This window comes from Rhizobium sp. P1_E1 (genome assembly GCF_056406015.1).
This window is the reverse complement of the sequence record NZ_JBFUAY010000006.1, coordinates 1-25590: the sequence shown is the minus strand read 5'-3', so window position 1 is coordinate 25590 and position 25590 is coordinate 1. Positions and strand designations below refer to the sequence as shown.

Below are 25590 nucleotides of genomic sequence, written 5' to 3'. Positions count from 1 at the left end.
GATTTGATACTGACGAGAAAAGACTGCGTGCTGGTTCAGCAATTCAGGAGGGTCGCCAGCCGAAACCGGCGACCCTCGGAGTTTGAGTTCATGAGCCGAGATGGTCGACGTCGATATGGCCGAAGGCGTTTATGAAGTGATCGAGAGAATTGTTCACCGTCGTCGTTTCGGGATCCGAGTGAACCAATGCTGACGAGATGTCGCCGCCGAGAGCGTTGTTCCCATTACCGCCGTTGCCGCCGACGCCGGCGAGGATGGTGGCATGCTGATCGGCCACGAGCTGCGTATATTGTGTCGCGGTCGTAGCCGCATTCACGGAGGCCGTGTCGCCGCCGCTCGAGTTTCCTTGGCTGCCGTTGGAGTGGGAATCTCCCCCCGCGCCGCCGTCGCCGCTGTTCGTGATCTTCGCCAGGAAGCCGTTCTTGGCCTGAGCAAAGCCACCGTCTCCGCCACTGCCGGCGTCCCAATCTGCCTTCTGCCAAACGTGATCGCCATTGTGCAGATGGGTATCTGCCCCGTAGACCGTTTGCACGGGGTCTACATATGCAACCGGGTTGTAGTTGATGTTCCCATCGTTGTGGCCATCACCGCCGTTGCCGGCTTTCGCGTCACCGGCATCCGGGTTGTGGAGTTGAATCGTGTCAGATATCTGTGGAATAGGCATTGATGTCACTCCTTCTACTTCGTTTCGTCAACGTTACTTTTACGGCGTGGGTATCCAGCATGTCACCGCCAGCCAATACAACCGCAATCGAATAATGCCTGCGATTTAATCTGTGAACTATCTAGATATTCGGTGATATCCATTCGGATATATACTTGCAGGCGACGGAACGTTATTTAGGATTAGTACGAAGTGATTTGCGGCCGGATGGCATGGTCATGATCATGTCTGCGACCTCGTCGAAGCGACGCCGTTTTTCGGAGCAACGGCCACCCAAGCGAACCGGCTGCATTCCGGTGTTCTGATCAGGCTGCGCTTGGCGCAGGAGACCCCGCTTGGAGGTGAAACGCTTTCATGATCCGCCGCGAGAACGAGTGTGCAAGATGTAGGGCCTCTAACCCAAACGGGGATTGAGTGCTTGCAAACTCGCGCAACGGGCGCCGCGGCCATGACAGCCAAATGGCTACAGTACTAGCCGATGAGATGTAGACGAATTGCAGGCTCTGCTTTTCCGGCGTTCAGATGCACAATGCCTGAACAATTCAGGCTGCATAGCGCCGCACGCTCGGTGGCCGTGCGGTTGACCGCGAATGGAGACGGTAATGGCGGAAACTCGTTCCTCATCGGAAGACTTGCCCAAGGCGGGCACCGATCAACACCTCGTCTCCAACGTGGCCGCGGGGCACCTGGCGCTGATGCCGACCTGGCTTCCATTGGATGTCGCTTCCGGTCCAAGCTATAATTCCGCCGGCAGCGGTGGCGATGGAATAAGCGAAGGCGTGATCAGCAGCAATTCATTGGCCGTCTTCATGCCGTCCAATGCCGCTATTGCAGGACCTCATTCGGGTGCCGACGCTTTCCAAGGCAACGATGCGCTCATCAATCAGCATCCCACCGAAATGGCTGGGATAGGCGGGAATGGTGGAAGCGGCAATGTTGCCATCGGCAGCGGCGATGGCGTCAATCATGCCGGCACCGGCGGCAACGGGCTCTTCTACGGTGGACTGGTCAGCACCGAAGTCGCGCTGTTTGCCCCCGTCAATACCGCCGTGGCTGCAGGCCCTGGCGCGGAGGCTCACGCCGACCAATCGAACAACGCCCTGTTCCTGCAGGGCGCGACCCAGATCGGCGGCATGGGCGGCTCGGGCGGAGACCATAACGTCGCGGGCCATGGCCCGTCGATGAGCCCGGGAACTGCGCTCACATTGACCGGCGACTTTTATGCGGGCCACGGCGGCGATGGATATTTCGTCGGCAGCATGGTCGACGTCAGTATCGCCATCTTCTCACCGATCAACATCGCCGTGGGCGCTGCGGGCGGCTCGGCGGAGGCCCATCAGACGAACAATGTCATTTTCGATCAGGGCACCGTGCAGATCGCAGGCATCGGCGGCAATGGCGGTGGCTTCAACCTGTCGTCAGATACGATTTTCACCGGCAATCACGCGGGTGGCGGCGGTGGGGACGGATCGTCAACCGGCAGCATGGTCGATGTCAATTTCGGCTATTTCCATCCCATTAACATTGCCGTTCCCGCCGGCGGGACGGCGGACGCCCAGCAGATCGATCATGTTCTCTATGACCAACACGCGCTCCAGTTGGCCGGCATCGCGGGCCACGGCGGAGAGGGGAACCTCACAGACGCCCATTCGGCTCTCGTAAACGACATTCTGGACTTCATGCACAGCTAGCAGATGGACTCCACCTGTAGCAGAGGCTCAACTGCACGAAACCGTTCTTCGTGCGATCTTTCAAGCCATATTGTTTCCGCCGCCCGGCATTCGCCTCCTTGGCCGCCATGGCACTGAACGGCGGGCTCACTGAGATACCGAACCTTCCACCATGACCTCATCAGCATTGCCGCCGATTTCGGCCGCCAGGGGCCCTGACCCTGTCCGGCATCTGGCGGTGCCGGCGCAGTGCTGCCTGAGCGAAACAACTGGTATTAACGCGTCATTGGAGCGCCGTTTTACTAATCATAACGGGTAATCAGCGATCTCAGGCTTTTGTTTCTTTTCGCGTTTGTCATTTTGCTGCCGGGTCTGCGACTGTTTTGAATTGAGATATGGAAACAAAGCCCGGCCGATCGGCAGTTCGTTCTATCCAATGACTCTTTCCTAAATGGGTCTGTCGCAGATCGGTTGCATTTACAGTACCTTTGAAAGCTTTGTTGACCCCCTTGCCGTACGTGAATTCGGCGAAGGCTGGAAAGTCTGCAGCGACAAGTCGAACCAGCAAGCCTACACGAAAAATCTCTTAAATATTCTCTGCAAGCCCAGTTATCTATCGATGAAATCTTATAGACTATAAGAATTATCATGAGAGATCAGACTATTGATATCTGAAATACACTCACTTTTTATCATGACATGTAGTGAGAACAGGAATAATATAATCAGCTGTTGCGTTGCAAATACTCTTGGGGAGCACGCAAGTGTCCGACATTGATAGAACTAGGCGCCGTACGGGGCGCAATGCACCAACTGTGATCATCGTTGAGCATTCTACATTGGCGCGCACCACCGTGGTGAAGCTTCTTGAGCGTGAACTCACCGGGTGGAACGTTATAGATCTGATCTCGACCGAGAGTCTCGATCGAGCTCTTGGAGCTGAGGTGCGTTTGATTGTATTAGGTCTGGCCGGCAGAGGTGTTGAGAGCACCAGCCTGCGGGATGATCTCGCGGCGATTGCTGCACGTTTTCCTGAGGCGCCTGTCACGTTGCTCTCAGGTACGGATGACGCCATCATAGCCCGTCAGGCGCTCAAGATGGGCATCCGCGGCCTTTTCTCGACTTCACTTCCCATTGACATTGCCCTTGCCGGTCTTCGCCTCGTTCTGGCAGGAGGAACATTTTTCCCGCAGCTATTGGGAGCTGTTACAGCAGGCTCAAACGAGCATAGTGCGGCCAGAAATGAGGCCGAAAAGAGCTTGGATGATAGGACGCAGTACTTGGCGTTTGCTGATTTCACTCCCCGGGAAGCGGATGTCCTCGCAGAGTTGCAATGCGGCTGTTCAAATAAGGTAATTGCAGGAAAACTCAATTTGTCGGGGCATACGGTGAAGATGCATTTGCAACACATCATGCGCAAGTTGCAGGCGCAGAACCGCACTGAAGTGGTTGCTCGCTTAATTCAAAGAGCCGCCGGTGGGCCCGACGTCTCGCCGAGTTAGGCAGTGTCCAATTGCTGACTGCAATGTTGGCGTTCTGAGCAACGATCTTCGGCAGCGGCTGTATCAAAGTCTGTCAGCGGATATCCCATAATCTCGCATCAGGGTATCTGTCGCCCGCCCTACAGAAACTCAACGAGCCGCATTTCTTGACCCCACACGGTCCATCGTCGGTTGCCAGTTATCAAAACGGTACCGCGTCCGTCTCGGTCGCCCACCGCTGCAGAGAGGACGGGGAGACGCAGGGCAGGCGTATGCACATTTGCGGTGGAAGATCGATACCAGGAGCGGGCGGCCCCATTCTCGAGGTCGGCGATCGCGGGCAGAGGTGCCCGAACCGCCTTGTTACGGATGACCTGGCTGACGACGGAAGGCAAGTATGTTGACGAAATCCCCGTGCTTGCGCTAACGTTAGCAAAAATGGAGGTCCCAATGAAGATTGTACGCTACCAGTCAGCCGATGGAATTCACTACGGGGTCGAAAGCGAGGGCGGGATCGAGCGGATTATTGGCGATCCCTTCCAGGCAATCGAGCGAACCGGGCAGATGGATTATCTTTACGACGTCCGCCTACTATGCCCGGTAGAGCGGCCTCGCATATTTGGGGTCGCGTACAATTACCGGCAGCACACCGACGAGTCGGGAAAGGAGCAGCCGACGCTCCCAGTGCTGTTCATGAAGCCAAGCACGGCAGCCAGCGGCAACGGAGATGCCATTGAATATCCAAGTGATGGCGAAATCGTCCACTACGAGGCGGAACTGGTCGCCATCATAGGCAAAGGCGGACGCCACATCCGCAAGGAACATGCCTTGCAGCACGTCCTCGGCTACACATGTGGCAATGATATCAGTGACCGCATTATACAGCGGCAGGAAAGCAAGTTCGGTTGCCTGCTGGCAGGTAAGGGCTATGATACTTTTGCGCCGATGGGTCCGGCTATTACAACAGATCTCGATCCGACGAACCTTGACGTCATCCTTCGTCAGAACGGCACCGTCAAACAGGCGGGGAATACGCGAGACCTCGTCTACTCAGTTGCTGACATCGTTGCTTACTTGAGTCGCTTCATGACGCTGCTGGCCGGCGATGTGATCATGACCGGTACGCCTGCAGGTGTCGGTCCGATCGTTCCCGGCGACGATCTTGAGGTGGAAATCCCCGGTATCGGTGTTTTGAAGAATCCCGTGGTTCCTGCGCCGCATTAAGTAGACGAGCGGCGATTCTTGACAAACAGCTTTGCATTTACGCGGCGAAAATTTCGGTTGACCTTAAGTTCTCGAGTGTTATTAATGCTAACGTTAGCATTTGGCCGAGGGCCGGTTTTGACCATAGACCTTCGGGCAGGAAGATTTGCGAAGACAAGCTGAGGGCGGAGAAATGGCACGAGTAAAATATATCCCGAATACCGAACTGGCCGAGACGCAACCCACGCTCAATGAGCGCCTGCTGAAGGAGAGGAAGGTTCCGACCGGAAACATTTTCCTTGCGCTCGCCAATGCTCCCGCGATCCTCGACGACTTCTTGACCTACGCAAACGCGGTCCGGGCTGCTGACCTCAGCCCGAAGCTGCGTGAGATGGCGATCCTTACTGTCGGATACTGCACAAATTCCGAGTACGAGGTGAAGCATCACCATTCTCATGGCCTCAAGGCAGGCCTGACGGAAGAGCAGTTTCAAGCAATTCCGGACTTCGAGACCTCGAGCCTTTTTAACGAGCAGGAAAAGGCTGTGATGGCCTTTGCCAAGGACTCCACGCTGCACGTCGATGTTTCCGATGAAGTGTGGAACGGGATTGCAAAGTTCCTGTCGGAGAAGCAGCTTGTCGAACTCGCAATCAACGTCGCCTGGTACAATTCCGGTGTTCGTCTCATGGGCGCGTTGAAAATCGACCTTGAGGATGGGTACCGGTGAGCAAGCGGGCGGCGTGGAAGCGGCGTCCGCCTCGGCTTGCCGCATAGTTTTGGCGGCGTCTCATCAAGATCATTCCAGACCTTTCAGCGTCCGGCCCTGGGATATGGGATGAATCGCAGCCAATCAAAGAGAGGTGCACGTCGCTGGACGGGCGCCTCTCTCTGATTTGGCGGCTTGCTGCGGGAGATCGACATCCTGCCGGCGTTTCACGGAGCGCTCGTGCTGCCGCGAATGATCAACTGGGGCGGAGAGATGAAGCTGTAGGGCTTGCTTAGGTCGCCCTTGTTCTGAAGATGATGCAGGAACCAAAGCCCACAAGCCGTTGCCAACTCCGAAACAGGCAACTGGACTGTCGTAAGTCCCGGCCCCCACCATCGATACCCAAGTTCATCGCCAAACCCGATGACGGAAATGTCGCGGGGAACGCGCAAAGCCTGGTCCTGTATTTCATCAATGACTCCGGAAGTGTTTTGTACCGCACCGATCACAAGCGCCGTCGGTCGATCCTTTAAGGAAAGAAGGCGACGCACGGCCTCCCGTCCGAATTCGGGTGACGAAGGCGCGCCCAGTTCCTCATGAACGGTGATCGTGTGGCCGGAGCTCTTCACCGCATCCCGGAAACCCTGCACGCGGGCTGCGCCAGTGGGAAGCTCTTCCGTGCCGCCGATATAAGCGATCCGTTTGTGACCTTCATTGATGATATGTTCAGTGCTTTCGTAGAGCGCCCGTCTGTCATCAATCCCAAACCATTGTTCGCCGAGCAGCGGCGCCTTTCGCAGCAGTTGGATGTGAGGCGTCATCTTCAGGATTCGCGCAGAATCGGGATGAGGTTTTGCGCTCGGGACCAGAATGATCCCGGCGACGTTGACGCTTGTGAGTTCCTTGATGTGGCGAAGCTCGTGCATTCTGTCGTCATCGGTTTCACATAAGGTCAGCTGGTAATTCGCTGAAAGAAGGCACCGCGAGAGAGCATGGGCAATAGTTGAATAAAAGCTGTTCCGGATATCTGGGACGATCAGCCCAACGAGATTGCTCTGAACCCCACGCATCATGCGTGCGGAACGATTGGCAACGTACCCCGCTTGAGTTGCAGCTTCGTTCACCTTTCGCTTCATCTCGACGCTGATGCGTCGATCGTCGGCAAGAGCGCGACCTACGGTTGAAGGTGAAACTTGCAGTGTGGCGGCGATATCTTTAATTGTTACCATTGTGCTTGGCTCTAATGATCACTTTCGCCAACGATAGCATTGACGCCCCGGTTGTCAAACTCCGATATCGCAAACGATTATGCCAAATCAACGTGCTCGAATTTTCGCCCATGATGCCTGGGCGCGATGATCAGGATGCGTTTATAAATTTCTATATTTTCAAACTGTTGATCTAAAAATTTTAGATATTTTACCTGGTGTCCCCGCGCTCGCAGAAGGACCCACCAACGAATTAACCTGCGGAATGCTGTTGACACAGAGGCTTCGTTGTGGGACGAATATTTGTGCTAACGTTAGCGCAAATGGAGGAGGCATAACGTATGGATGGTCTGGTGCTCCTGGAACCGATCATCGTATCCACAGAAGGACGTGGATGCTGATGACCCTTGCTCTTTTCTTGCAATCCGCTGTTGGTGGCGTCTTGCTGGGTGGGATCTATGGCCTGCTGGCGATGGGTCTCAGCCTGAGCTGGGGCTTGTTGAAGCTGGTGAACCTCAGTCACTTCGCGCTGGCGTTCCTTGGCGCTTACCTGACCTATCAGTTTGGCACCGTTTACGGCGTCCCGGCATATTTGAGCGTTCTGGTGATCGCGCCGCTGTTTTTCGCGCTCGGCGTTGCGCTGCACAGTGTGTTCGTACGCTTTCAGGTGAAGGAATTCGCGTCTCTCCTGGTGACGTTCGGCGTCACGATCCTGATCGAGTCGCTGATCCAATGGATCTGGTCGGCTGACTTCCTTCGTTATGAAACACCCTATGCCCAGACCACCATCCGGCTCGGTCCGATCTTTGTGCCCGTGCTGGATCTTTCCGCTTTTGTTTGCGCCGGGGTGCTTGCTGGAGCGGCTTGGTACGCGTTGAACAAGACCATGCTCGGAAAGGCGCTGCGTGCGGCCGCTCATGACGCCCCCGTAGCGTCAGCCTTCGGCATCAATTCTGCTCGCGTGTCATATATTCTGGCTGGCCTTTGCTCTGCGACAGCGGGTATCGCGGGTGTTTTCATCGCCCTGATCGGAACTTTGGCACCATCTCAAATCGAGGCCTGGATAGGGGTCGTATTTGCCGTCGCCATCATTGGAGGATTGGGCAGCCCCATCGGTGCACTGGGCGCCGGAATGCTGATTGGCGTGGCCGAAAGCCTTACCATGTCCGTTGTGAATCCCGCTTGGGCGCCACTCGTAGCATTCAGCGTGCTCATCGTCATCCTCTTGCGCAAACCGGTGATTTGACTATGAAAAAGCTTCTAATCACGGCGCCTATCGTAGCGGTCCTGGCCCTGCTGCCTTACCTGGGAATGGCGGATTACTACCTTTCCTATCTGTACATCATCTTCTTCTGGGTCGTGCTGGCGACGAGCTGGGGCATCCTGAGCGGTTACACGGGTTACTGGAGTTTTGGTCACGCAGCATTTTTCGGGATTGGTGTCTACACAACTGCCACGCTGACGACGCAGTTGTCGTGGCCTTTCGTCGCGACGATACCTGCTGCAGCGCTGCTGGCGGCCGCGATCGCCGCTCTGATTGGCTTGGTTGTCTTTCGTTCCGCAGCTCTGCGCGGTGAGTTCTTCGCGCTGCTGACGCTGTCGGTGACGTTCGTTGTCGCGGCCATTGTGTCAAACACCTCGCTGGACTCGGGCACAGGCGTATTCCTCTCGGGGATCGAAATCCCGATGATCGGTGTGACGGCGTCCGGCTCCCTTTACATGTTTGGGCTTATCGCGGTTCTTGCTTCGCTGGCGACATCGTACTTCATCTTTCACAGTAAATTCGGTCAGGGCTTGCTCGCAATCCACGACGATGAAGACGTTGCAGAGGTGAAAGGCGTTCCGACATTTCGCTATAAGCTGATCTCGTTTGCGATTTCGTCGGCACTTGCAGGCGGAATGGGTGCGATTCACGCCGTATATGTAGGCTACGTCACGGTTGGCGAGACGTTTGCGGTGACTGTTCCTCTCTATGTCGTGCTCATGAGCATCCTCGGCGGCGCTCGCCATTGGGCTGGGCCTGCGATCGGCGCGGTCATCATCACCGTGTTGCAGAGCGCTATCGTCAGCGGCGCTCATGCGGAATTCGGCCGTGCCGGCGTTGCTCTTGCGCTGATAGTTGTAATCCTGGTGCTGCCGTCCGGCATCGTCCCCAGCCTTATTCGCAGGTTTGCCGACAGGCGCGGCGGAAGTGGCGCACCGGAGACGGCTGCTCAGGCCGTTACCCAGTTCGCGCCTCTAGCCGCAGCAGGTTCCGGTCCGGTGCTTCTCAAATGCGAGAATGTCACCAAATCCTTCGGTGGTATCCGCGCCTTGACTGGCGTGACGCTGGATGTTTGGCGGGGTGAAATCCTGGCTCTGGTTGGGCCGAATGGCTCCGGCAAGTCCACATTGATCAACATGATCAGCGGCCACTACACCATGACCTCCGGTACGATCACATTGGAAGGCGAGGAGATTTCCGGTCGGTCACCACATCTGATCGCGCAGCAGGGCGTGGCGCGGACATACCAGATCCCGCGCTTGTTCGATAATCTGACTGTCCTCGAAAACGTTCAGCTCTGCGCGAAATTTGGTAGCGCAGATGGCATGGGCGCGGCTGTGGTCGACGCAGTTACTAGGGAGGCGCTCGCCTTTACTGGCCTGGCTGAGAAGGCCGGCGTGCTCCCCGCAGCATTGAACCTGCATGACCGAAAGTTTGTCGAATTCGCGAGAGCGCTGGCCGCAAAACCGCGTCTGCTTCTGCTCGATGAGGTGCTCTGTGGCTTGAATCCGGCCGAGGTCGACCACGCGGTTGAAATGATCAAGCGGATCAAGGCTGGCGGTACGACGATCATCTTCGTTGAACACCTCATGCGGGCGGTTGTCGCCTTGGCGGACCGCGTCGCGGTACTGGATCAAGGCAAGGTCCTGGCGCTTGGGCATCCAAGCGAAACGATGAGAGATCCAGCTGTGGTCAGCGTATACTTGGGGGCCAGTCATGCTGCTTGAGGTCGATAAGATCGAGGTCGGCTACGGAGATGCGATTGCTCTGTGGGACCTGTCTATCAGTGTAAAGCCAGGCGAGATCGTTTCGGTCGTCGGTCCGAACGGGGCAGGGAAGAGCACGCTGGTCAATGCCATCGCCGGAATTCTCCGTCCGCACAAAGGAAAGATCGTTATCGAGGGTAACGACGTTTCCAAGGTGCCGAGCCATCGGGTCTGCGATTACGGCATAGCAGTGGTCCCGGAAGGGCGCCGTCTCTTCACGGCGATGACGGTCCTCGACAATCTGTTGCTCGGTGCCTACCGCTCGGTGGCTCGGGCGGAGCGCGACGCCACGCTCGCTGAGGTGTTTCAGCTTTTCCCTATTCTGAAAGAGCGCCAGGATTCGTTGGCGGGCTCCTTGTCGGGTGGGCAGCAGCAAATGGTTGCGATCGGCCGCGGCCTGATGGCCAAGCCGCGCGTCTTGCTTATGGACGAGCCGTCGCTCGGGCTGTCGCCTTTGATCGTCGGGGAAATGTTCAAAATCATCCAGATGATCAATGAGCGAGGCGTAGCGGTGCTGCTCGTCGAGCAGAACGTGAACAAGGCGCTAGAAATTGCCCATCAGGCCTACGTGATCGAGCAAGGCCGCGTAACGGCCTCCGGAGCGCCGGAGGTTCTCATCAATGATCCAAGCATCAGGGAGGCGTATCTTGGTATCTGAAAATTCGAACGGGAGGGTTCCCTTACATCTCCGGCGCGTCGTGACGGAACACGGCAGTCAGGGTGCTGCCAGGTTCGCCCAGGACGGCGCCGTTCCCCGCACAGACATATTCAGGACGATCCCTGGATTGGTATCGCGGATGATCTGGTCGACTTCGACGTCCACGGCCATTCCATTCAACGGAACCGATCCAACTCCGCTGGTCACAAGCTTCGTTCCGGAGCCCGGCGAAACGCGCTTCCTAGTGCTAACGTTCCCACCAGATGCCGTTTTTATGTCTCCGGATTTTGATGGTCCGGCGGCACTCGCGGAGAACCTGGCGGTCAGTCCAGGTTTGGCCGAGCGCTTCGAGCCGGATGGCAAACATCAAACTCCCACCGTCGATTATGGAATTGTTCTGGACGGCGAGATCTGGATGGAACTCGACGGTGGCAATGAGACCCGTTTGCGCCAATTCGACGCCTTCGTCCAGAACGGAACGCGTCACGCCTGGCGAAACAAGAGCGACAAACCGGCAACCATCGCCGTGGTGCTGGTTGGCGCACGGACCCCCGATATGACGGATTACGATGACGGCCTGTGAGGCCCGATGATTCAATTTCAATCTGACCTTGTGGACCAACTGAACATGACCAACACCGAAATCCGAAAAGTGCAGGGCCGTCGCGTCTGGGATTCCCGTGGCAGGCCCACCGTTGAGGTAGAGATCGAGCTGGCCTCTGGTGCGACCGGCCGGGCCATTGCACCCGCTGGTGCATCGACCGGCACTGGCGAGGCGCTCGACCTTCGTGACGGCGGCAGCGCCCTTGCCGGCTTGGGGATCAACAAGGCCCTGACTGCCGTCAATGGAGAAATCGCCAAGTTGCTGGTTGGCCGGAATGCCAATGATCAAGCCGATCTGGACCACGCCATCATCGAGCTGGACGGCACCCCGAACCGGAGCAGACTGGGTGGAAATGCATCGGTGGCAACATCGATGGCGTTGCTTCACGCGGCAGCGGCTGCGGCCGGCCAACCGATCTGGCGGTATCTCGCGGGCTCCGACAGGGGGATTACGATGCCATTGCCGGAAATCCAGATTTTTGGAGGTGGAGCGCATGCAGCACGCCGGGTAGACGTCCAGGATTTCATGGTCATGTGCCCTGCTGCCTCGACTTTCGCGGAGGCTTTGGAGTGGACCGCTGAAGTCTACCGCGCGGCAGGCGACATTATGAAACGTGCCGGAAAGCTCCAGGGCGTGGCGGACGAAGGAGGCTATTGGCCTGCCTTCACCAGCAATGAAGAAGCTCTCGACGCCTTGGTGCGTTCGATCGAGGCCGCCGGTCTGAAGCCAGGCGGCGAAGTCGCCATATCGCTCGACATTGCGGCCTCCGAATTCGGTCGTGAGGGCAAGTATTCGCTGGCATTGGAAGATCGGCAGCTCGATACGGCCGAGATGATCGACATGCTTGGCGGCTGGTTGAAGGCCTATCCAATCGTCTCTATCGAGGATCCGCTCGCTGAGGACGATCCGGCTGGATTCAAGGAATTTACCGCTCGCTACGGCTCCAAATGCCAAATCATCGGCGACGACTTCTTCGTGACAAACGCGGCGCGGGTAACCGAAGCGATCAAGGATAAAAGCGCCAATGCGGTGCTGATCAAGCCGAACCAAGCGGGCACGATCACAGAGACGTTCGAAGCGCTCTCCGTTGCCAAGAAAGCGGGTTTTCGAACAATTGTTTCGGCCAGATCCGGTGAGACGGAAGATGTGACGATCGCCCATCTGTCGGTCGGCTGGGATGCCAAGCAGCTCAAGGTCGGATCGTTCTCACGCTCCGAGCGGATGGCCAAGTGGAACGAGGTTCTCCGTATCGAGGAGGCCCTTGGAAAAGAGGCTTCGTTCGCTGGCTGGTCGGCGCTAGACTTGGCTGAAAAGCCAGCCGCGGTTGCTGCTGTAGGTTAGATTTTGGATGGGCCGGTTGCCGGTCGCGCTCAATGACATGCGTTGACAAAAGCGCCGGCCCTTTTATGCTAACGTTAGCAAAAATAGATGAGGATGACATGCTTCCGGCTGTTAATTTGAAACCTCCCTTCAACATCACGCGCTTCAGCCACGTCGTGCTTGAAGTTAATGATGTGGAGCGTAGCCGAGATTTTTACCTCAATGTCGGCGGACTGATTGAAACAGAATTCGCGGACGGTGTTTCATACCTTCGCGGATTGTCCGAGGCCTGCCATCACAGTCTCGTGCTCGCACCTGCCGTCGGGAAGCCGACGTGCAGGCGGATCGGTTATCGGGTGTTTCTGGAGGAGGACCTCGACAAGGCCAAGTTCTTTTTTGATGAGAAGGGGCTTCCGGCGGAATGGGTCGACGTTCGAAATCAAGGGCGGACCTTGCTCGTCAGCGACCCGTCGGGCGCTCGCATCGAGCTTTGCTCCAGCATGAGTGTCCATCCCCGTAAGTTCCTCGAGGTGCATGAACATCGTGGCGCCCGAGCCCAGGGGCTCGATCATTGCCAGATCATGGTCGCCGACCCGTTGGGTCTAAGCGCGTTCTACGGCGAACTCGGTTTCCGGACTTCGGAATATATCGCGGCCGGCGACAATCTCATTGCGAACTTCATGTATCGCAAAGGTGTCTGCCTCGATCTGGCGTTGGTGCCGGGCATCGGCCCGCAGCTGCATCATTTTGCTTATACGGTTCCCGAAAGCAGCGACATCTTCGCCGTGTGCGATTTTGCCAGTCGTTACGGATATGGGGACAGCGTTGAGCGCGGACCTGGACGCCATGGCCCTTCCGGAGTCCTATTCGTCTACCTGCGCGATCCCGATGGACACCGGGTGGAGTTCTTCAACAATCACTACACCACGATAGACGCGGAATTGGAGCCCATTCGTTGGGACGCGGCAGCCCTTAGCACCAATGTCCATTGGGGAATGCCGGCCGTCTCGAGGTGGTTCTTCGAGGCCAGCGAGTTTACGGGAGTGCCGCTGGCGCACCCCGAGAAAATGCCGAACCCTATGACGCTGGAACGCTACGCAGAGGGGCTGGCGAAGAGCTGAGACCTGCCGCCGGCGGCAGAGACTGATGATGACATGCCGGAAGCATCTGGGAGGATGAGATGAGTGCGAATTCCATGATACTGAATAGACGAGCATTCCTCGGGTCTGCAGCCGCAGTAGCAGCTTTCAGCTCGATGCCGAGAGTTTTTGCCCAAGAAGGGCCGGTCCGCGTCGGCGGAACGCTGCCGTTAACGGGTCCGCTTGCGGGCGTAGGCACAATCCACAAGCTCGCCGGAGAAGTGTTCGTCGAGCAGATCAACGCCAAAGGCGGTATTCTCGGACGAAAGGTGGAGTTCGTTCTTCTCGACGACCAATCGCTGCCCGCCAATGCTCGAACGCTCTATGAGCGGCTGGTGACCGCCGATAAGGTCGATCTCCTGATGGGGCCCTATGGCACGTCTTCGATCATCGCAGCAATGGGCGTTGCCGCCCGGTTCAAGAAGATGCTGGTTCAGAGCAGCCTGGGGGACCCCAGTCTCGCCCCATATCCTCTGCAGTTCCCGTCTCTTCCGATCGGGGCCGAGCCGCAATCGACGGATACCGAGGTTGTTCTCGATGCCTATGCGAGCCTGCCGACCCCTCCCAAGACGATCGCGTTCGTCACGAGCAAATTCCCGTCGGCCCTGACGATCGCCAAGGGCGGCCAGCAAGTTGCTGAGAAGCGTGGCATCAAGAACGTGCTGGGCCTTGAATACGAGTTCGGCACGAAGGACTTCGGCGCAATCGCGAACCGCATCAAAGCGGCTGATCCGGACCTGCTGTGGTCCGGTGCGATCGGCATGGAGGCCGTGCAGCTTCTCGATGCAATGAGCCGGATCGACTACCAGCCCAGGAACCAATTCTATCTGTTCCCGGCACCCGGCCCGACCGCAGCTCACCCCAAGGCGAACGGCTTGACCTCTCTGACCTGGTTTGAAGAGCACGAGCCGTTCCTCACGTATCACGGCGCCCAGGAATTCGTAAGCGCTTATGACAGCAAGGCGAAGGCGGCGGGTTTCCCCTATCCGCATACGGAGTATCAGGCTGCGGTCGAATATGCTGCGTGGCAAATCCTTGCAGCGGCAGCAGAAGGGGCGGGGAAATTGGACGACGCCGCGATGGCTGCGTGGTTGCGCTCGAATACCGTCGAGACGGTCGTCGGACCAAGGACTTTCGACGGCAAGTTCAATGCCGGGAAGCCATCGACGAAGCTCAAGCAAGTTCAAGGAAAGGATTGGGTGACTGTCTGGCCTGCGGATTTCCGACCGGCTGGGAAGGAGTTCCTGGTCCCCTGACGAAAGCCGCTCGGCACTGTGCCGCGCACCTGTCTGAAACTGCAAAAAAATGCATTCGGTCGGGCACGGTCCGACCGATGTCCCTATGGAGGAGTTAATGGTTAAAACTATGATCGCCGCTCGGCTGCATGCTCTGCATCAGCCGATGTCGCTGGATGAGATTCCGATTCCCACGCCCCGGCCCAACGACGTGCTGGTGCAGGTCAGGGCCTGCGGTATCGTGCCCAACATGGCCAACGTCATCAATAATTGGCCAACCTGGTTCCCCCACCAGCCACTGCCGAAGTTTCCGGCGGTGTTTGGTTTGGACCCAGCCGGGGTCGTCGCCGAAGTCGGCGAGGCGGTCACCAATGTCAAGATTGGCGATCGTGTCTATGTAAGCCCTCTCAGATCCTGCGGTTCTTGCAAGGCGTGCCGGTCAGGCAACCGCAGCCAATGCCGCTACTACACCTTGAATGGGTACTTCAGCACCAGCCGCGATGGTCAAAGGATCTTTGATCTTTATCCGTACGGCGGCTTCAGCCAATTCATGACCGCCCCGGAATACTCGCTCGTGTGCCTGCCGGATAACCTCAGCTTCGAGCAGGCCGGCCGCTTCGGTTACCTCGGTACATCCTACGGCGCCCTGAAGAATGCACAGGCTGGACCTGGTCAGGTTTGCCTCATCGACGGGATCACCGGTACGCTTGGTGTCGCGGCAACCAAGCTCGGTCTTGCGATGGGGATCTCCAAAATACTGGGCACCGGCAGAAGCAGGGAATTGCTGGGCCGCGTAAAAGCCATTGCCCCTGACCGCATCGACACCATCGTGCTCGGCGAAGGCTCGACCGGAGAATGGGCGAAGGCCCAAACCGGTGGCGAGGGAGTGGACTTCGTTATCAGTGCGCTGGGCGCGAGAGCCCCCGCCGCGACCGTGGTCGACTCCATGCGCGGAGTTCGTCGGGGCGGCCGCGTGGTTGTCGTTGGTGGCGTCGCAGAAGATGTTCCAGTCGACGTGAAGTGGCTGATGGACGAGCAAGTTCAACTCATCGGCTCGAACTGGTTCAGCGCTGCGCAGGGGCAGGAAATGGCAGACATGGTCCGCACCGGTGTGCTCGACCTGTCGTATCTCGAGCACAAGATCTATCCGCTTGAGCGGGTGAACGAAGCCATATCAGGCATTGGCGAACGCGATGGCGGCTTCAGCAACTATGTGGTCATTCCTCCGGTCCCTGCCTCCTATCAGTAACAATCACCGGCGCCGGCTATCGCCGGCACATCCCTCGCGCGAGAAGAGAGAACATGTCCAAGAAAGATATCGCGGTCCTGGTCGGAAGCCTTCGTCAGGCTTCGATCAACCTGAAGTTCGCCCGTGCAATGCAGAAAGTGGCGCCCGGCGGACTGAACCTGGAAATCGTGCCGATCGGCGAGCTTCCGCTCTATAACCAAGACTTGGAGACGGAGACGCCGCCAACGGAATGGACATCCTTCCGCGAGCGCATCAAGGCTTGCGATGGCGCGATCTTCGTGACGCCTGAATACAATAGATCCGTACCCGCGGCATTGAAGAATGCGATCGAAGTCGGTTCTCGCCCCTTCGGAAAAAGCGTGTGGGATCACAAGCCCGGGGCGGTGACTGGCGCTTCTCCCGGTCTCATCGGCGGCGCAGCCGCGGCACTTCAGCTCAGGGTTATCCTGACCAACATCAACGTGCCGACCATGCCCCAGCCTGAAGTTTACCTGAGCACGGCCGACAAATTAGTGGGCGATCACGGGGTCTTCCTCAATGAAGGAACCCAGAAGTTCATCGAGAGCTTCCTGGTTGCTTTCGAAAGCTGGGTCGCTCGGTTCTGAGCCGAAGCAGATGTAAAGTCTTTATCTGCCATCGCGGGACCAGCGCGATGGCTTATTATACTCTCTTTTAATGAATGCGCCGCTTTCCCGATGGGCTTGGTATTTTCACGGGCGAAGCCTCAGCTGGCAGGCGAAACCTCAGCGGCCTATGCTACTCGACCGCCCGATGTGACGCGCGCGCCGCTTCGAGAGTGTCATGTCGGTTTTGTCGTGGTGATGGGAATTCTTGCCCGAAAGTGGTTGTTTCGCTCTTCTGACCATTTCACAAGGGCCGCGCGGTTATCGGTGCAGCGGCAAAGAAAAATGCCGCTGCCTGAGGAGTGGGGTTCCGTTATGGAAACCAGGCCTGCGCTACGTCAGCCAGCTTTTGCCGAGGCGATGCGATCAGCGGGATGGCGGCTTTGCGGACCGTTTCGCGCTGGCATTCGTCGGTTATGTATTCGACGGGCGATTTGCCGTCGACCCGGGCGAGGAAGAGAGCGGGCAACAAGCTTGCTGCCCGAGCCTCGAGGGCGTCCCGATCCTCCCAGTCGACCTGATCCAGGTAGGCTGCCGTCAACGCCGCGAATGACGATGCGAGCTCAGATGCCGCCTGTCCGGCGACGACCTTCTTCAACAATAGATGGTTGAGGCAGAAGGCGAGGTCGAAAGCCGGGTCGCCAAACCAGGCGCATTCGGCGTCCAGGAACACAGGGCCGTTCTTGCCCAGCAGGATGTTCTTCGGGCTGACGTCGCCGTGGACGAGCGCCAGCTTTGTTTCGGCCGTGCGCTGAACCAGCTCTGCCAGGCGATCGCTGACGAAGGGATGTTTGGCGGCGGTCGCCACCAGATAGGGCTCGAGCCGAAGAGCATAGAAATTCGGTCCAGAATCAAACTTTTCCGACAACCCCGATGTGCGGGCGCTGACGGAATGGATCTGTCCAATTCGCCGGCCCGTTAGCTCTGCCGCTTTTCGGTCAACGCTTCCGTGGAGCAGGTCGGTCTTCCACAGCGGATATTGATCGCCGGGAAGAAACGTCATGGCGAAGATGCCAGACGACGCGTCGTGTGCGAGAGGCGTCGGAACGGCAGAAGGGAAGTGTTGCGCTACGAAGGATATCCAGTTCCATTCGTACACATTTCTCGACACCGGCGCCTGCCAATCGGCGGATACCTTGAGCTTGGGAAGTGCGCGTTTCACGCAGATGAGCCGGCCAGGAAGCTCCACACGGTAGATATCTGAAGAAACACCACCCGTCAGAGGCTTGTAGACCGCCTCCTCGGAAGCGCTCCTCAAACCGCTCTTCAGCAAGAACTCATCGAAAATCGTCATCTCATCTACAGACATGAACCCAGTGTCCTTGCGGCATTAGCGGCGGGGGCTGTTGCGGGGTTGTTCAGGCTTCTCTCCGCAGAGAACCCTGACGACTTCCTCCGCCGCCCGGCGGCGCAGCTCGATCAGCGAAGCATCCGAGGAGAAGGCGACGTGCGGAGTGATCATCGCGCCGGGATGAGCGATCAGCTCCTGTGGAACGCGTGGTTCATCCTCGAGGACATCAAGGCCGACGCCGCTCAGAATGCCGGATTCCAAACCCTCGATCACCGCGGCCGTATCGACAACGCCGCCGCGGCTGACGTTGATCAGCAGGCTTCCGCGACGCATCTTCGAGATGGCGTCCCTGTTGATCAGATGACGCGTCGCCGGCGAGAGTGGCGCATGGACGATGACGATATCGCTCGAGGCCAGAAGTCTATCGAAGTCGGCAAGCTCCACATCCACAGGAACATTCGAGGCATGGGGATCATGTGCTCTAACCCGGCATCCGAGCGCCTGCATTTTTGCTGCCGTCGCACGGCCGATACGACCAAACCCAACGATGCCGCAGGTCAGCTCCGAAAGCCTGCGGAGATTTGCCGAAGCCGGGTCCCAGCGCCCGCAGCGAACCTCGCGGTCGAAGTGGATCAGCCCGCGGGCCCAGGCAATCGCAAAACCCACGGCGTGGTCAGACACTTCTGCAACGCAATAATCGGGAACATTCGTCACCCATATCCCCCGCTCCGTCGCTGCATCGACTGCAATATTGTCCAGGCCAACTCCGAGACGAGCGACGATCTTGAGGTTAGGAGACGCAGCGATTGCCGTCTCGCTAACTTGAGCCCAGCAGGTCAGAATCGCGTCCGGCTGATGCCTTGCAGCCAAAGCGTCGATCTCAGCAGGCGGAGACGGCTCGGCCGGACCGCTGACGAGGGTAAGCCCGGCCCGCTCGATTACTTCCCGCTCCACTTTGTCATCCGGCCAGGCGTAGTCCGTCAACAGCACGGTTCGTCTCATGAATTTCCTCCCAATTTTATGCGAACGTTAGCGCAGCAGCTTTGTCGAGGTCAAGAAAAATAGGCTTACGCCATCCACATTGGCGCTCTTTACCCGCTGTTTCGTAGCCCTGCTGCAATTCCGTTGATGGTCAGATGCAGCGCCTCTTCAGTGTCCTGATCGCCTTCTCCGGCACGGTGGCGACGAAGAAGGTCGATCTGCATGTGGTTAAGCGGGTCGAGGCAGGGAAAGCGATGATGGATCGACTGCTTGAGTGCCGGATTATTCGCGAGCAGCGAGGCCTGATCCGTTATGCCGAATAGTGCAGTTGTCGTCGCTTCCCATTCGTCTTTTATGCGCGCAAAAATCTTCTCATGGGTGGATGCATCAGGGGTGAGGCCCACATACCGCGCCGCGATCGCCATGTTGGTCTTGGCCAACACCATCTCCATGTTCGCAATCAGTGTCTGGAAGAAAGGCCAGTCCCGGTGCATTCCCTGAAGAATTTGCAATCCGTCGGGGTGTCCGGCCAGCCATTGTCGCACGGCCGAACCGAATCCAAACCAACCCGGCAACATCATGCGGCTCTGCGACCAGCCGAACACCCAGGGTATCGCACGCAGGTCTTCGATGCGACATGAGGAACTGCGTGAGGCTGGGCGGCTGCCAATGTTCAGTTTTGCGATTTCGCCGATGATCGTTGCTTCCCAGAAGAACCGTTCAAACCCCTCGGTCTCGTAAACCAAACGGCGATAGGCGCCAAAGGCCAGGTCGGACAGTTCCTCCATGGCGCCAAGATATTCGGGATCCGGCTCTTGTGCGTCGGCAGGCAGCAAGGACGCTTCCAGCGTCGCGGCTATAAGAAGTTCGAGATTCCGACGACCCAGTGCCGGATTGGAATATTTCGCCGCAATGACTTCGCCTTGCTCCGTCAGCCGTATCGATCCGGCAACCGCGCCAGGGGGCAGGGCGGTGATGGCTTCATAGCTTGGGCCGCCACCGCGGCCCACGGAACCGCCGCGCCCGTGAAACAGGCTGAGGCGAACGCCTTCACGCTCAAAGAGCTGGATGAAGGCCGTTTCTGCCTTATACAGTTCCCATCCCGAAGTCAGATAACCGCCATCCTTGTTGCTGTCCGAATAGCCGAGCATAATTTCCTGTTTGCCGCCGAGCGCTTCCACATATGTCCGGTAGGCTTCGACGGCCAAAACTGTTTGCATCACGTCATGCGACCTTCGTAGATCCGAGATCGTCTCGAAAAGAGGTATGATGTTCATTGACGCCGCTTCGGGCTCATCGGGCCGGAACAGCCCCGCCTCACGGAACAGGACCATGACCTCCAGAAGGTCGGAGGGGCTACCGGCCTTCGAAATGATGTAGTTGGGGACGCTGACGCGGCCATAGTGCTTATGGGCTTGGGCAGCTTCACGCAGAACGGAAAGCTCCGACACCGTCTCGGCCGAATAAGTCCTGAGCGGTGTCATCAACAGCTGGGAAGACCGCAGTTCCTCGGTGAGCAAGCGGATCTTGTCACTCTCGGCTAACGCCTCATAACGTGTGCCAGGCCGCACGTTCTCGAAAAGCTCATGAACAACCCGTTGATGAACCTCGGAATTTTGTCTCAAATCCAGACTGGCAAGGTGAAAACCGAAGACGTCCACGGCACGTTGGAGCCTGCGCAGTTTTCCAGTGGCGATATTTTCTGCGCCATTGGCTGTCAGGGATTTGCTGATCGTCGCCAAGTCTTTGGCGAATTCGGCAGGGCACAGGTAGGAAGGGGCGGCCGCCACAGGTTCGCGAACCAGTTCCGTGCTGCCGAACTTACGTGCCGTGGCCGCCAGGCGAGCATACATGCCTGAGATCGCCAGGCGATATGGCTCGTGTCGGCGCCGCTCCGATCTGTCGGGGGAGTCGGTCGCGAGGCGCTGAAGCTCCTGCGAGACTTTCACATACCGGTCATCCAAGGAAAGTTCGGCGCCAAGGCTGTGCACTTCGCCGAGATAGAACGAGAAAACTCTCTCACTCTGCAACCGGAGCGCCTCCCTCATGGTTTCGCCGTTGACATAGGGATTGCCATCCCGGTCGCCACCGATCCAGGAACCCATGCGCAGGAATGGCGGCAGCGCGTCCTCGCCGAAACTCCAGGGTGAGTCTCGAAGCTGATCTTCGAGAATCTGGTATACCTCCGGGATCACCCGGAAAATGGTGCTGTCGTAATAGGACAAGCCATTGAGGATTTCATCCACGACCTGAAGTCGCCGTCCCCGAAGGCTGTTCGTTTGCCAAAGCGTCGTCGTCGCCCTTTCCAAGTCCTCTTGATACCGACCTATCTCCTGCTCAATCAGGCCGGCTTGGTCGAGCTGCGTCAGGCATCGTGCAAGCTCCTGCTCGATTTCGATAACGCTCTTGCGCCGAACCTCAGTCGGGTGCGCTGTGAAAACGGGCGAGACGACCGCTTCAAGAAGCAGTCTGCGGATATCTTTCGCCTCTACCCCGGCCGCAGCCAGAACGGAAAGCGATCTGGCAATTGTTCCCGGCATGGCAGGTTCACGATCGACGATGCTGAAGCGCTGCATCCTGGTTTGGTGTGCGTCTTCGGCAATGTTCACGAGTTGAGAAAACTGGCTGAACGCGCGGATCACACGCTTGAGGGTTTGGGGAGGCATGGTTGCACAAAACGGGGCGAGCTTGTCGTTCAGGTGCGGGCCGGTCCTTTTGTGACCGGTAACCGAGAGGCTGCGGACCTGTTCCACGACCTCACGGGCTTCCTTGCCGTCGCTTGCTTCAATAGCCTCGCACAACAGGCGGCCGAGCAGCCGAACGTCCTTCACCAGGGCCTTGCTGGTCGTGAGGCGTTTCGCCTGCATGCTTGCTTTCTTCAATTGAAGGTGCAAATGCGCATTCCTTGTGCTAACGTTAGCATAAATTGACAGGATTTAGCCGAGGAGTCAAGCGACGCTCGCAACGAACAGGAGCGAAAGGGCGAAGCCCCTGGCGACATCCCAGATTTATCGAAGGTGTCTTAGGTATGGTTTCATCGGCTCCCGCTATCAGCCGATAATGCCTTCCTGGTAACGCGCGACCTCTTCCAGCAACCATGCGCGGAACGCAACGACAGGCCGGAAGTCCTTCCTGCTCAGCGGCGCGACCGCATAATAGGCGCTGGTGCTTTTGACCTGATGTGGAAAGGCTTGAACGAGCTGGCCATTTGCGAGCTCGGAGTCGATGAGGAAAAGCGGCATCAACGCGAGCCCCAATCCAGCAATGCAGGCTTGGGCCACATTGCTGAACTGTTCGAACCGCATGGCCTGCGACGGGGTGCCGTTGACCTGGAGGCTTTCGAAAAAATGGCTCCAGGCCCCGGGACGGGACGCCATCTGCAGCAGCGGCATGCGAAGCAGATCTTCAACCTTCACGATGGGATGTGAATTGAGAAAAAGTGGCGACGCGATCGGTGCTACCATCTCTTCCATAAGAAATGTGCTTTCCGCACCGGGCCAATCGGGCTGGCCGATATGAATCGCCATATCCATGTCGTCGCGATCGAAATCGAACACGCCAATGCGTGTGGCGAAGTTCAACGTGATCTCGGGGTGTCTGGCGACAAATCGCGGAATGCGCGGCATCAGCCAGCGGGTGCCGAATGTCGGCAAGATGGCAAGATTGAGTTGATCGCTATGTTGTTGGGTCATGGCCTGCAGTGAAGCGGAACGAATTTCCGCAAGAGCGCTGGCAATTGCACGGGCATAGTTTGTGCCCGCCTCTGTGAGGTTGACACCACGGCTGGTGCGCTCGAACAGTAAAACACCGAGTTGTTCCTCCAGCGACGCGATCTGCCGGCTGATGGCTCCCTGTGTCAGGGAAAGCTCCTCCGCTGCCGCAGAGAAGGTGCCCAGCCGCGCGACGGAATCGAACGCCGCGAGAGCCGAGGTGGAGGGAAGGAGCCTTCGCGAGAGGTTTGCCATGAGGTATTACTATAGCTCATGGGCCGATGAGTAAACCTCGCTTTCTCAGTCGCGAAAAAGCGGCTTTAATTCCGTCAAATTCGAACTGCCAAAAACCTCAATGGGAGGACGACCATCTTGGCCTTTACTTGGAACGACCCGTTTCTGCTCGACGACCAGCTGACCGAAGATGAACGGATGATCCGCGAGTCCGCTGCGGCTTTCGCAGAATCCGAACTCTTGCCGCGCGTCCATGACGCCTATCTCGAAGAAGCGACCGACCCAGAGCTGTTCAGGTTGATGGGGCAGACTGGCCTTCTTGGGGTGACGCTGCCTGAAGAGTACGGGGCCGCGAACGCATCCTATGTTGCCTATGGTCTGGTCGCTCGCGAGGTCGAGCGCATCGACTCCGGATATCGCTCGATGATGAGTGTGCAGTCCTCGCTGGTCATTTATCCGATCTACGCCTACGGCTCTGGCGAGCAGAAGAAGAAGTACCTGCCGGGCCTCGTTTCGGGTGAACTGATTGGCTGTTTCGGCCTGACTGAGCCTGACGCAGGCTCAGATCCCGGCGGTATGAAAACCCGCGCCGAGAAAATTGAGGGCGGCTACCGATTGCGCGGCTCGAAGATGTGGATCTCGAACTCGCCGATTGCCGATGTCTTCGTCGTATGGGCCAAGTCCGAGGCTCACAACAATGAAATACGCGGCTTCGTTCTCGAAAAGGGCATGAAGGGCCTTTCGGCCCCGAAGATTAGTGGCAAGCTTTCGCTGCGTGCCTCGGTCACAGGCGAAATCGTAATGGACGGTGTCGAAGTCACAGAGGATGCGCTTCTGCCCGGCGTTTCCGGCCTCAAGGGGCCGTTTGGCTGCCTCAACCGCGCCCGCTACGGCATCTCCTGGGGCGTTATGGGAGCCGCGGAGGACTGCTGGTTCCGCGCTCGTCAATACGGCCTGGACCGCAAACAGTTCGGGAAGCCGCTTGCAGGGATGCAGCTTTATCAAAAGAAGCTCGCCGATATGATGACCGAAATCACGCTCGGACTGCAGGGTTCGCTTCGCGTTGGCCGGCTGATGGATGAGCACAAGATGGCCCCGGAAATGGTGTCGCTCGTCAAGCGTAACAACTGCGGAAAGGCGCTGGATATCGCTCGGCAAGCCCGGGATATGCATGGCGGCAACGGCATTCAGATCGAATATCACGTCATGCGCCACGCGCAGAACTTGGAGACGGTCAACACTTACGAAGGGACCCACGACGTCCATGCCCTGATCCTTGGGCGTGCCCAGACGGACCTCCAGGCGTTCTCCTAATTCCCCGATAGCCTATTCGGCACAGATCCGTCCTTCAACCTCCGGATTAGCGAGAGGCAGCATGCCTGTAGTGAATAAGATTTCTACCGTCGCCGTCATCGGTGCCGGACAAATGGGTACTGGGATCGTCGAGGTCGTGACGAGACACGGGTATGAGGCGCTGATTTACGATCTCGACAAAAGTCGAATTCGCGCGAGCATCGAAGCGAGCGCCGGATATTTCGGGCGCCAGGCGGAAACCGGCAAAATGCCGGCCGAGGCGGCTGAGCAGGCGATCTCCCGAATAAAGGGAGCGTTCTCCCTTTCGGATCTGGCGACTGCCGATTTGGTCGTCGAAGCGGTCAGCGAGAATGAAGACATCAAGAGGAAAGTCTTTACGGATGTGTGCACCGTGCTGAAGCCTGACGCGATCTTGGCGACGAACACATCGTCGCTCTCCATAACGCGGCTCGCGGCGTCAACCGACAGGCCCAATCGTTTTATAGGGATACACTTCATGAATCCCGTACCGGTTATGAAGCTCGTCGAGCTGGTTCGCGGCATCGGAACTGATCAAGAGACATTTGCCATAGCCAAGGATTTCGCCGAATCCATCGGCAAAACGGTCACCGTCTCCGAAGATTTTCCGGCTTTCATCGTAAATCGTATCCTCATCCCTATGATCAACGAAGCGATTTACACTCTGTATGAGGGTGTTGGAAACGTAGAAGCCATAGACACCGGCATGAAGCTCGGCGCCAATCATCCGATGGGGCCACTCGAACTGGCAGATTTTATCGGTTTGGACACATGCCTCTCCATCATGCAGGTCCTTCACGAAGGGTTGGCTGATAGCAAATACCGTCCATGCCCGCTGCTGGTCAAATATGTCGAAGCTGGCTGGCTCGGTCGCAAGACACAACGCGGGTTCTACGACTACGGATACGTTCCAGCTCGGCCAACTCGCTGACCCCCATCTCATCCCAACATCGAGATTTGTCAGGCATTTATCATGACCGAAGAACACGCAGACGAAAGTCGAGAGAGCATGGAATTCGACGTGGTGATCGTCGGCGCCGGTCCTGCCGGTCTTGCGGCGGCGATCCGGTTGAAGCAGGTCAATCCGGAGCTGTCGGTCGTCGTGCTGGAGAAGGGCGCGGAAGTCGGCGCGCATATCCTCTCGGGCGCCGTGGTCGACCCGATCGGCATCGACCGGCTGTTGCCCGGCTGGCGCGACGAGGCCGATCATCCGTTCAAGACCAAGGTCACATCAGATCACTTCCTGCTGCTC

22 protein-coding genes are annotated in these 25590 nt (G+C 57.8%); 16 read left to right on the top strand and 6 right to left on the bottom strand.

From position 1 onward, the window contains the following. Window positions 1-88 precede the first annotated feature (88 nt). Complete coding sequence (locus tag AC1D1Z_RS04290; RefSeq protein WP_018244714.1) at window positions 89-664, bottom strand: hypothetical protein; 576 nt, start codon at window positions 662-664, stop codon at window positions 89-91. Between the two features lie 602 nt (window positions 665-1266). Between AC1D1Z_RS04290 and AC1D1Z_RS04285 the strand changes: the two genes are divergently transcribed. The 4 genes from AC1D1Z_RS04285 (at window position 1267) to AC1D1Z_RS04270 (ending at window position 5745) form a co-directional block, all read left to right on the top strand. Beyond that, window positions 1267-2355, top strand: coding sequence for a hypothetical protein (locus tag AC1D1Z_RS04285; protein ID WP_131647501.1), 1089 nt, complete (start codon window positions 1267-1269; stop codon window positions 2353-2355). Window positions 2356-3071: 716 nt separating this feature from the next. Next, entirely contained in the window at window positions 3072-3836 is a 765-nt protein-coding gene (locus AC1D1Z_RS04280; RefSeq protein WP_018447590.1) for a LuxR C-terminal-related transcriptional regulator, read from the top strand. A gap of 429 nt (window positions 3837-4265) precedes the next feature. Next, window positions 4266-5039, top strand: a complete 774-nt coding sequence (locus AC1D1Z_RS04275) for a fumarylacetoacetate hydrolase family protein (protein WP_026230862.1) — start codon at window positions 4266-4268, stop codon at window positions 5037-5039. Between the two features lie 172 nt (window positions 5040-5211). Then, window positions 5212-5745, top strand: a complete 534-nt coding sequence (locus AC1D1Z_RS04270; RefSeq protein WP_018447588.1) for a carboxymuconolactone decarboxylase family protein — start codon at window positions 5212-5214, stop codon at window positions 5743-5745. 206 nt (window positions 5746-5951) lie between these two features. On the opposite strand, the gene AC1D1Z_RS04265 is transcribed toward AC1D1Z_RS04270, so the two are convergent. After that, on the bottom strand, window positions 5952-6953 hold the full coding sequence (locus AC1D1Z_RS04265) for a LacI family DNA-binding transcriptional regulator (protein ID WP_018447587.1): 1002 nt from the start codon (window positions 6951-6953) through the stop codon (window positions 5952-5954). A 373-nt stretch (window positions 6954-7326) separates the two neighbouring features. On the opposite strand from AC1D1Z_RS04265, the gene AC1D1Z_RS04260 reads away from it, so the two are divergent. The 9 genes from AC1D1Z_RS04260 (at window position 7327) to AC1D1Z_RS04220 (ending at window position 16772) form a co-directional block, all read left to right on the top strand. Beyond that, complete coding sequence (locus tag AC1D1Z_RS04260) at window positions 7327-8178, top strand: branched-chain amino acid ABC transporter permease (protein ID WP_018244721.1); 852 nt, start codon at window positions 7327-7329, stop codon at window positions 8176-8178. Between the two features lie 2 nt (window positions 8179-8180). Further along, window positions 8181-9923 (top strand): branched-chain amino acid ABC transporter ATP-binding protein/permease, encoded by a 1743-nt coding sequence (locus AC1D1Z_RS04255; RefSeq protein ID WP_018244722.1) that lies wholly within the window; start codon window positions 8181-8183, stop codon window positions 9921-9923. Then, window positions 9913-10620: an ABC transporter ATP-binding protein gene (locus tag AC1D1Z_RS04250; RefSeq protein WP_018244723.1), complete on the top strand. Its 708-nt coding sequence runs from the start codon at window positions 9913-9915 to the stop codon at window positions 10618-10620. The genes AC1D1Z_RS04255 and AC1D1Z_RS04250 overlap by 11 nt, the downstream gene beginning before the upstream one ends. A 139-nt stretch (window positions 10621-10759) precedes the next feature. Further along, window positions 10760-11203: a cupin domain-containing protein gene (locus AC1D1Z_RS04245; RefSeq protein WP_245498899.1), complete on the top strand. Its 444-nt coding sequence runs from the start codon at window positions 10760-10762 to the stop codon at window positions 11201-11203. 45 nt (window positions 11204-11248) lie between these two features. Continuing rightward, the gene (gene eno, locus AC1D1Z_RS04240; RefSeq protein WP_026230860.1) at window positions 11249-12565 is read left to right on the top strand and encodes a phosphopyruvate hydratase; all 1317 of its coding nucleotides are present in this window, start codon (window positions 11249-11251) and stop codon (window positions 12563-12565) included. A 98-nt stretch (window positions 12566-12663) separates the two neighbouring features. After that, the gene (locus tag AC1D1Z_RS04235) at window positions 12664-13665 is read left to right on the top strand and encodes a VOC family protein (protein ID WP_065275882.1); all 1002 of its coding nucleotides are present in this window, start codon (window positions 12664-12666) and stop codon (window positions 13663-13665) included. A gap of 59 nt (window positions 13666-13724) precedes the next feature. Further along, window positions 13725-14939 carry an amino acid ABC transporter substrate-binding protein gene (locus tag AC1D1Z_RS04230; protein WP_205929478.1) on the top strand — a complete coding sequence of 405 codons (1215 nt, stop codon included), beginning with the start codon at window positions 13725-13727 and terminating at the stop codon, window positions 14937-14939. A gap of 109 nt (window positions 14940-15048) precedes the next feature. Beyond that, complete coding sequence (locus AC1D1Z_RS04225) at window positions 15049-16167, top strand: alcohol dehydrogenase catalytic domain-containing protein (protein WP_018244728.1); 1119 nt, start codon at window positions 15049-15051, stop codon at window positions 16165-16167. A 53-nt stretch (window positions 16168-16220) separates the two neighbouring features. After that, window positions 16221-16772: an NADPH-dependent FMN reductase gene (locus tag AC1D1Z_RS04220; RefSeq protein WP_018447581.1), complete on the top strand. Its 552-nt coding sequence runs from the start codon at window positions 16221-16223 to the stop codon at window positions 16770-16772. A gap of 331 nt (window positions 16773-17103) precedes the next feature. Here the strand turns inward: AC1D1Z_RS04220 and AC1D1Z_RS04215 are convergent, their stop codons facing one another. The 4 genes from AC1D1Z_RS04215 to AC1D1Z_RS04200 form a co-directional block, all read right to left on the bottom strand. Continuing rightward, on the bottom strand, window positions 17104-18099 hold the full coding sequence (locus AC1D1Z_RS04215; protein WP_026188621.1) for a phosphotransferase family protein: 996 nt from the start codon (window positions 18097-18099) through the stop codon (window positions 17104-17106). A 21-nt stretch (window positions 18100-18120) separates the two neighbouring features. Next, complete coding sequence (locus tag AC1D1Z_RS04210) at window positions 18121-19083, bottom strand: C-terminal binding protein (RefSeq protein WP_131647502.1); 963 nt, start codon at window positions 19081-19083, stop codon at window positions 18121-18123. A gap of 89 nt (window positions 19084-19172) precedes the next feature. Next, on the bottom strand, window positions 19173-21929 hold the full coding sequence (gene ppc, locus AC1D1Z_RS04205) for a phosphoenolpyruvate carboxylase (RefSeq protein ID WP_131647503.1): 2757 nt from the start codon (window positions 21927-21929) through the stop codon (window positions 19173-19175). 183 nt (window positions 21930-22112) lie between these two features. Beyond that, window positions 22113-23027, bottom strand: a complete 915-nt coding sequence (locus tag AC1D1Z_RS04200; protein WP_131647504.1) for a LysR family transcriptional regulator — start codon at window positions 23025-23027, stop codon at window positions 22113-22115. A gap of 117 nt (window positions 23028-23144) precedes the next feature. Between AC1D1Z_RS04200 and AC1D1Z_RS04195 the strand changes: the two genes are divergently transcribed. The 3 genes from AC1D1Z_RS04195 to AC1D1Z_RS04185 all read left to right on the top strand — a co-directional run. Beyond that, window positions 23145-24320 carry an acyl-CoA dehydrogenase gene (locus tag AC1D1Z_RS04195; RefSeq protein ID WP_131647505.1) on the top strand — a complete coding sequence of 392 codons (1176 nt, stop codon included), beginning with the start codon at window positions 23145-23147 and terminating at the stop codon, window positions 24318-24320. A gap of 61 nt (window positions 24321-24381) precedes the next feature. Beyond that, window positions 24382-25269: a 3-hydroxybutyryl-CoA dehydrogenase gene (locus AC1D1Z_RS04190; RefSeq protein ID WP_018244735.1), complete on the top strand. Its 888-nt coding sequence runs from the start codon at window positions 24382-24384 to the stop codon at window positions 25267-25269. A gap of 42 nt (window positions 25270-25311) precedes the next feature. After that, window positions 25312-25590, top strand: a 279-nt coding sequence (locus AC1D1Z_RS04185; protein WP_477849599.1) for an NAD(P)/FAD-dependent oxidoreductase, incomplete at its 3' end; no start/stop codon positions are given.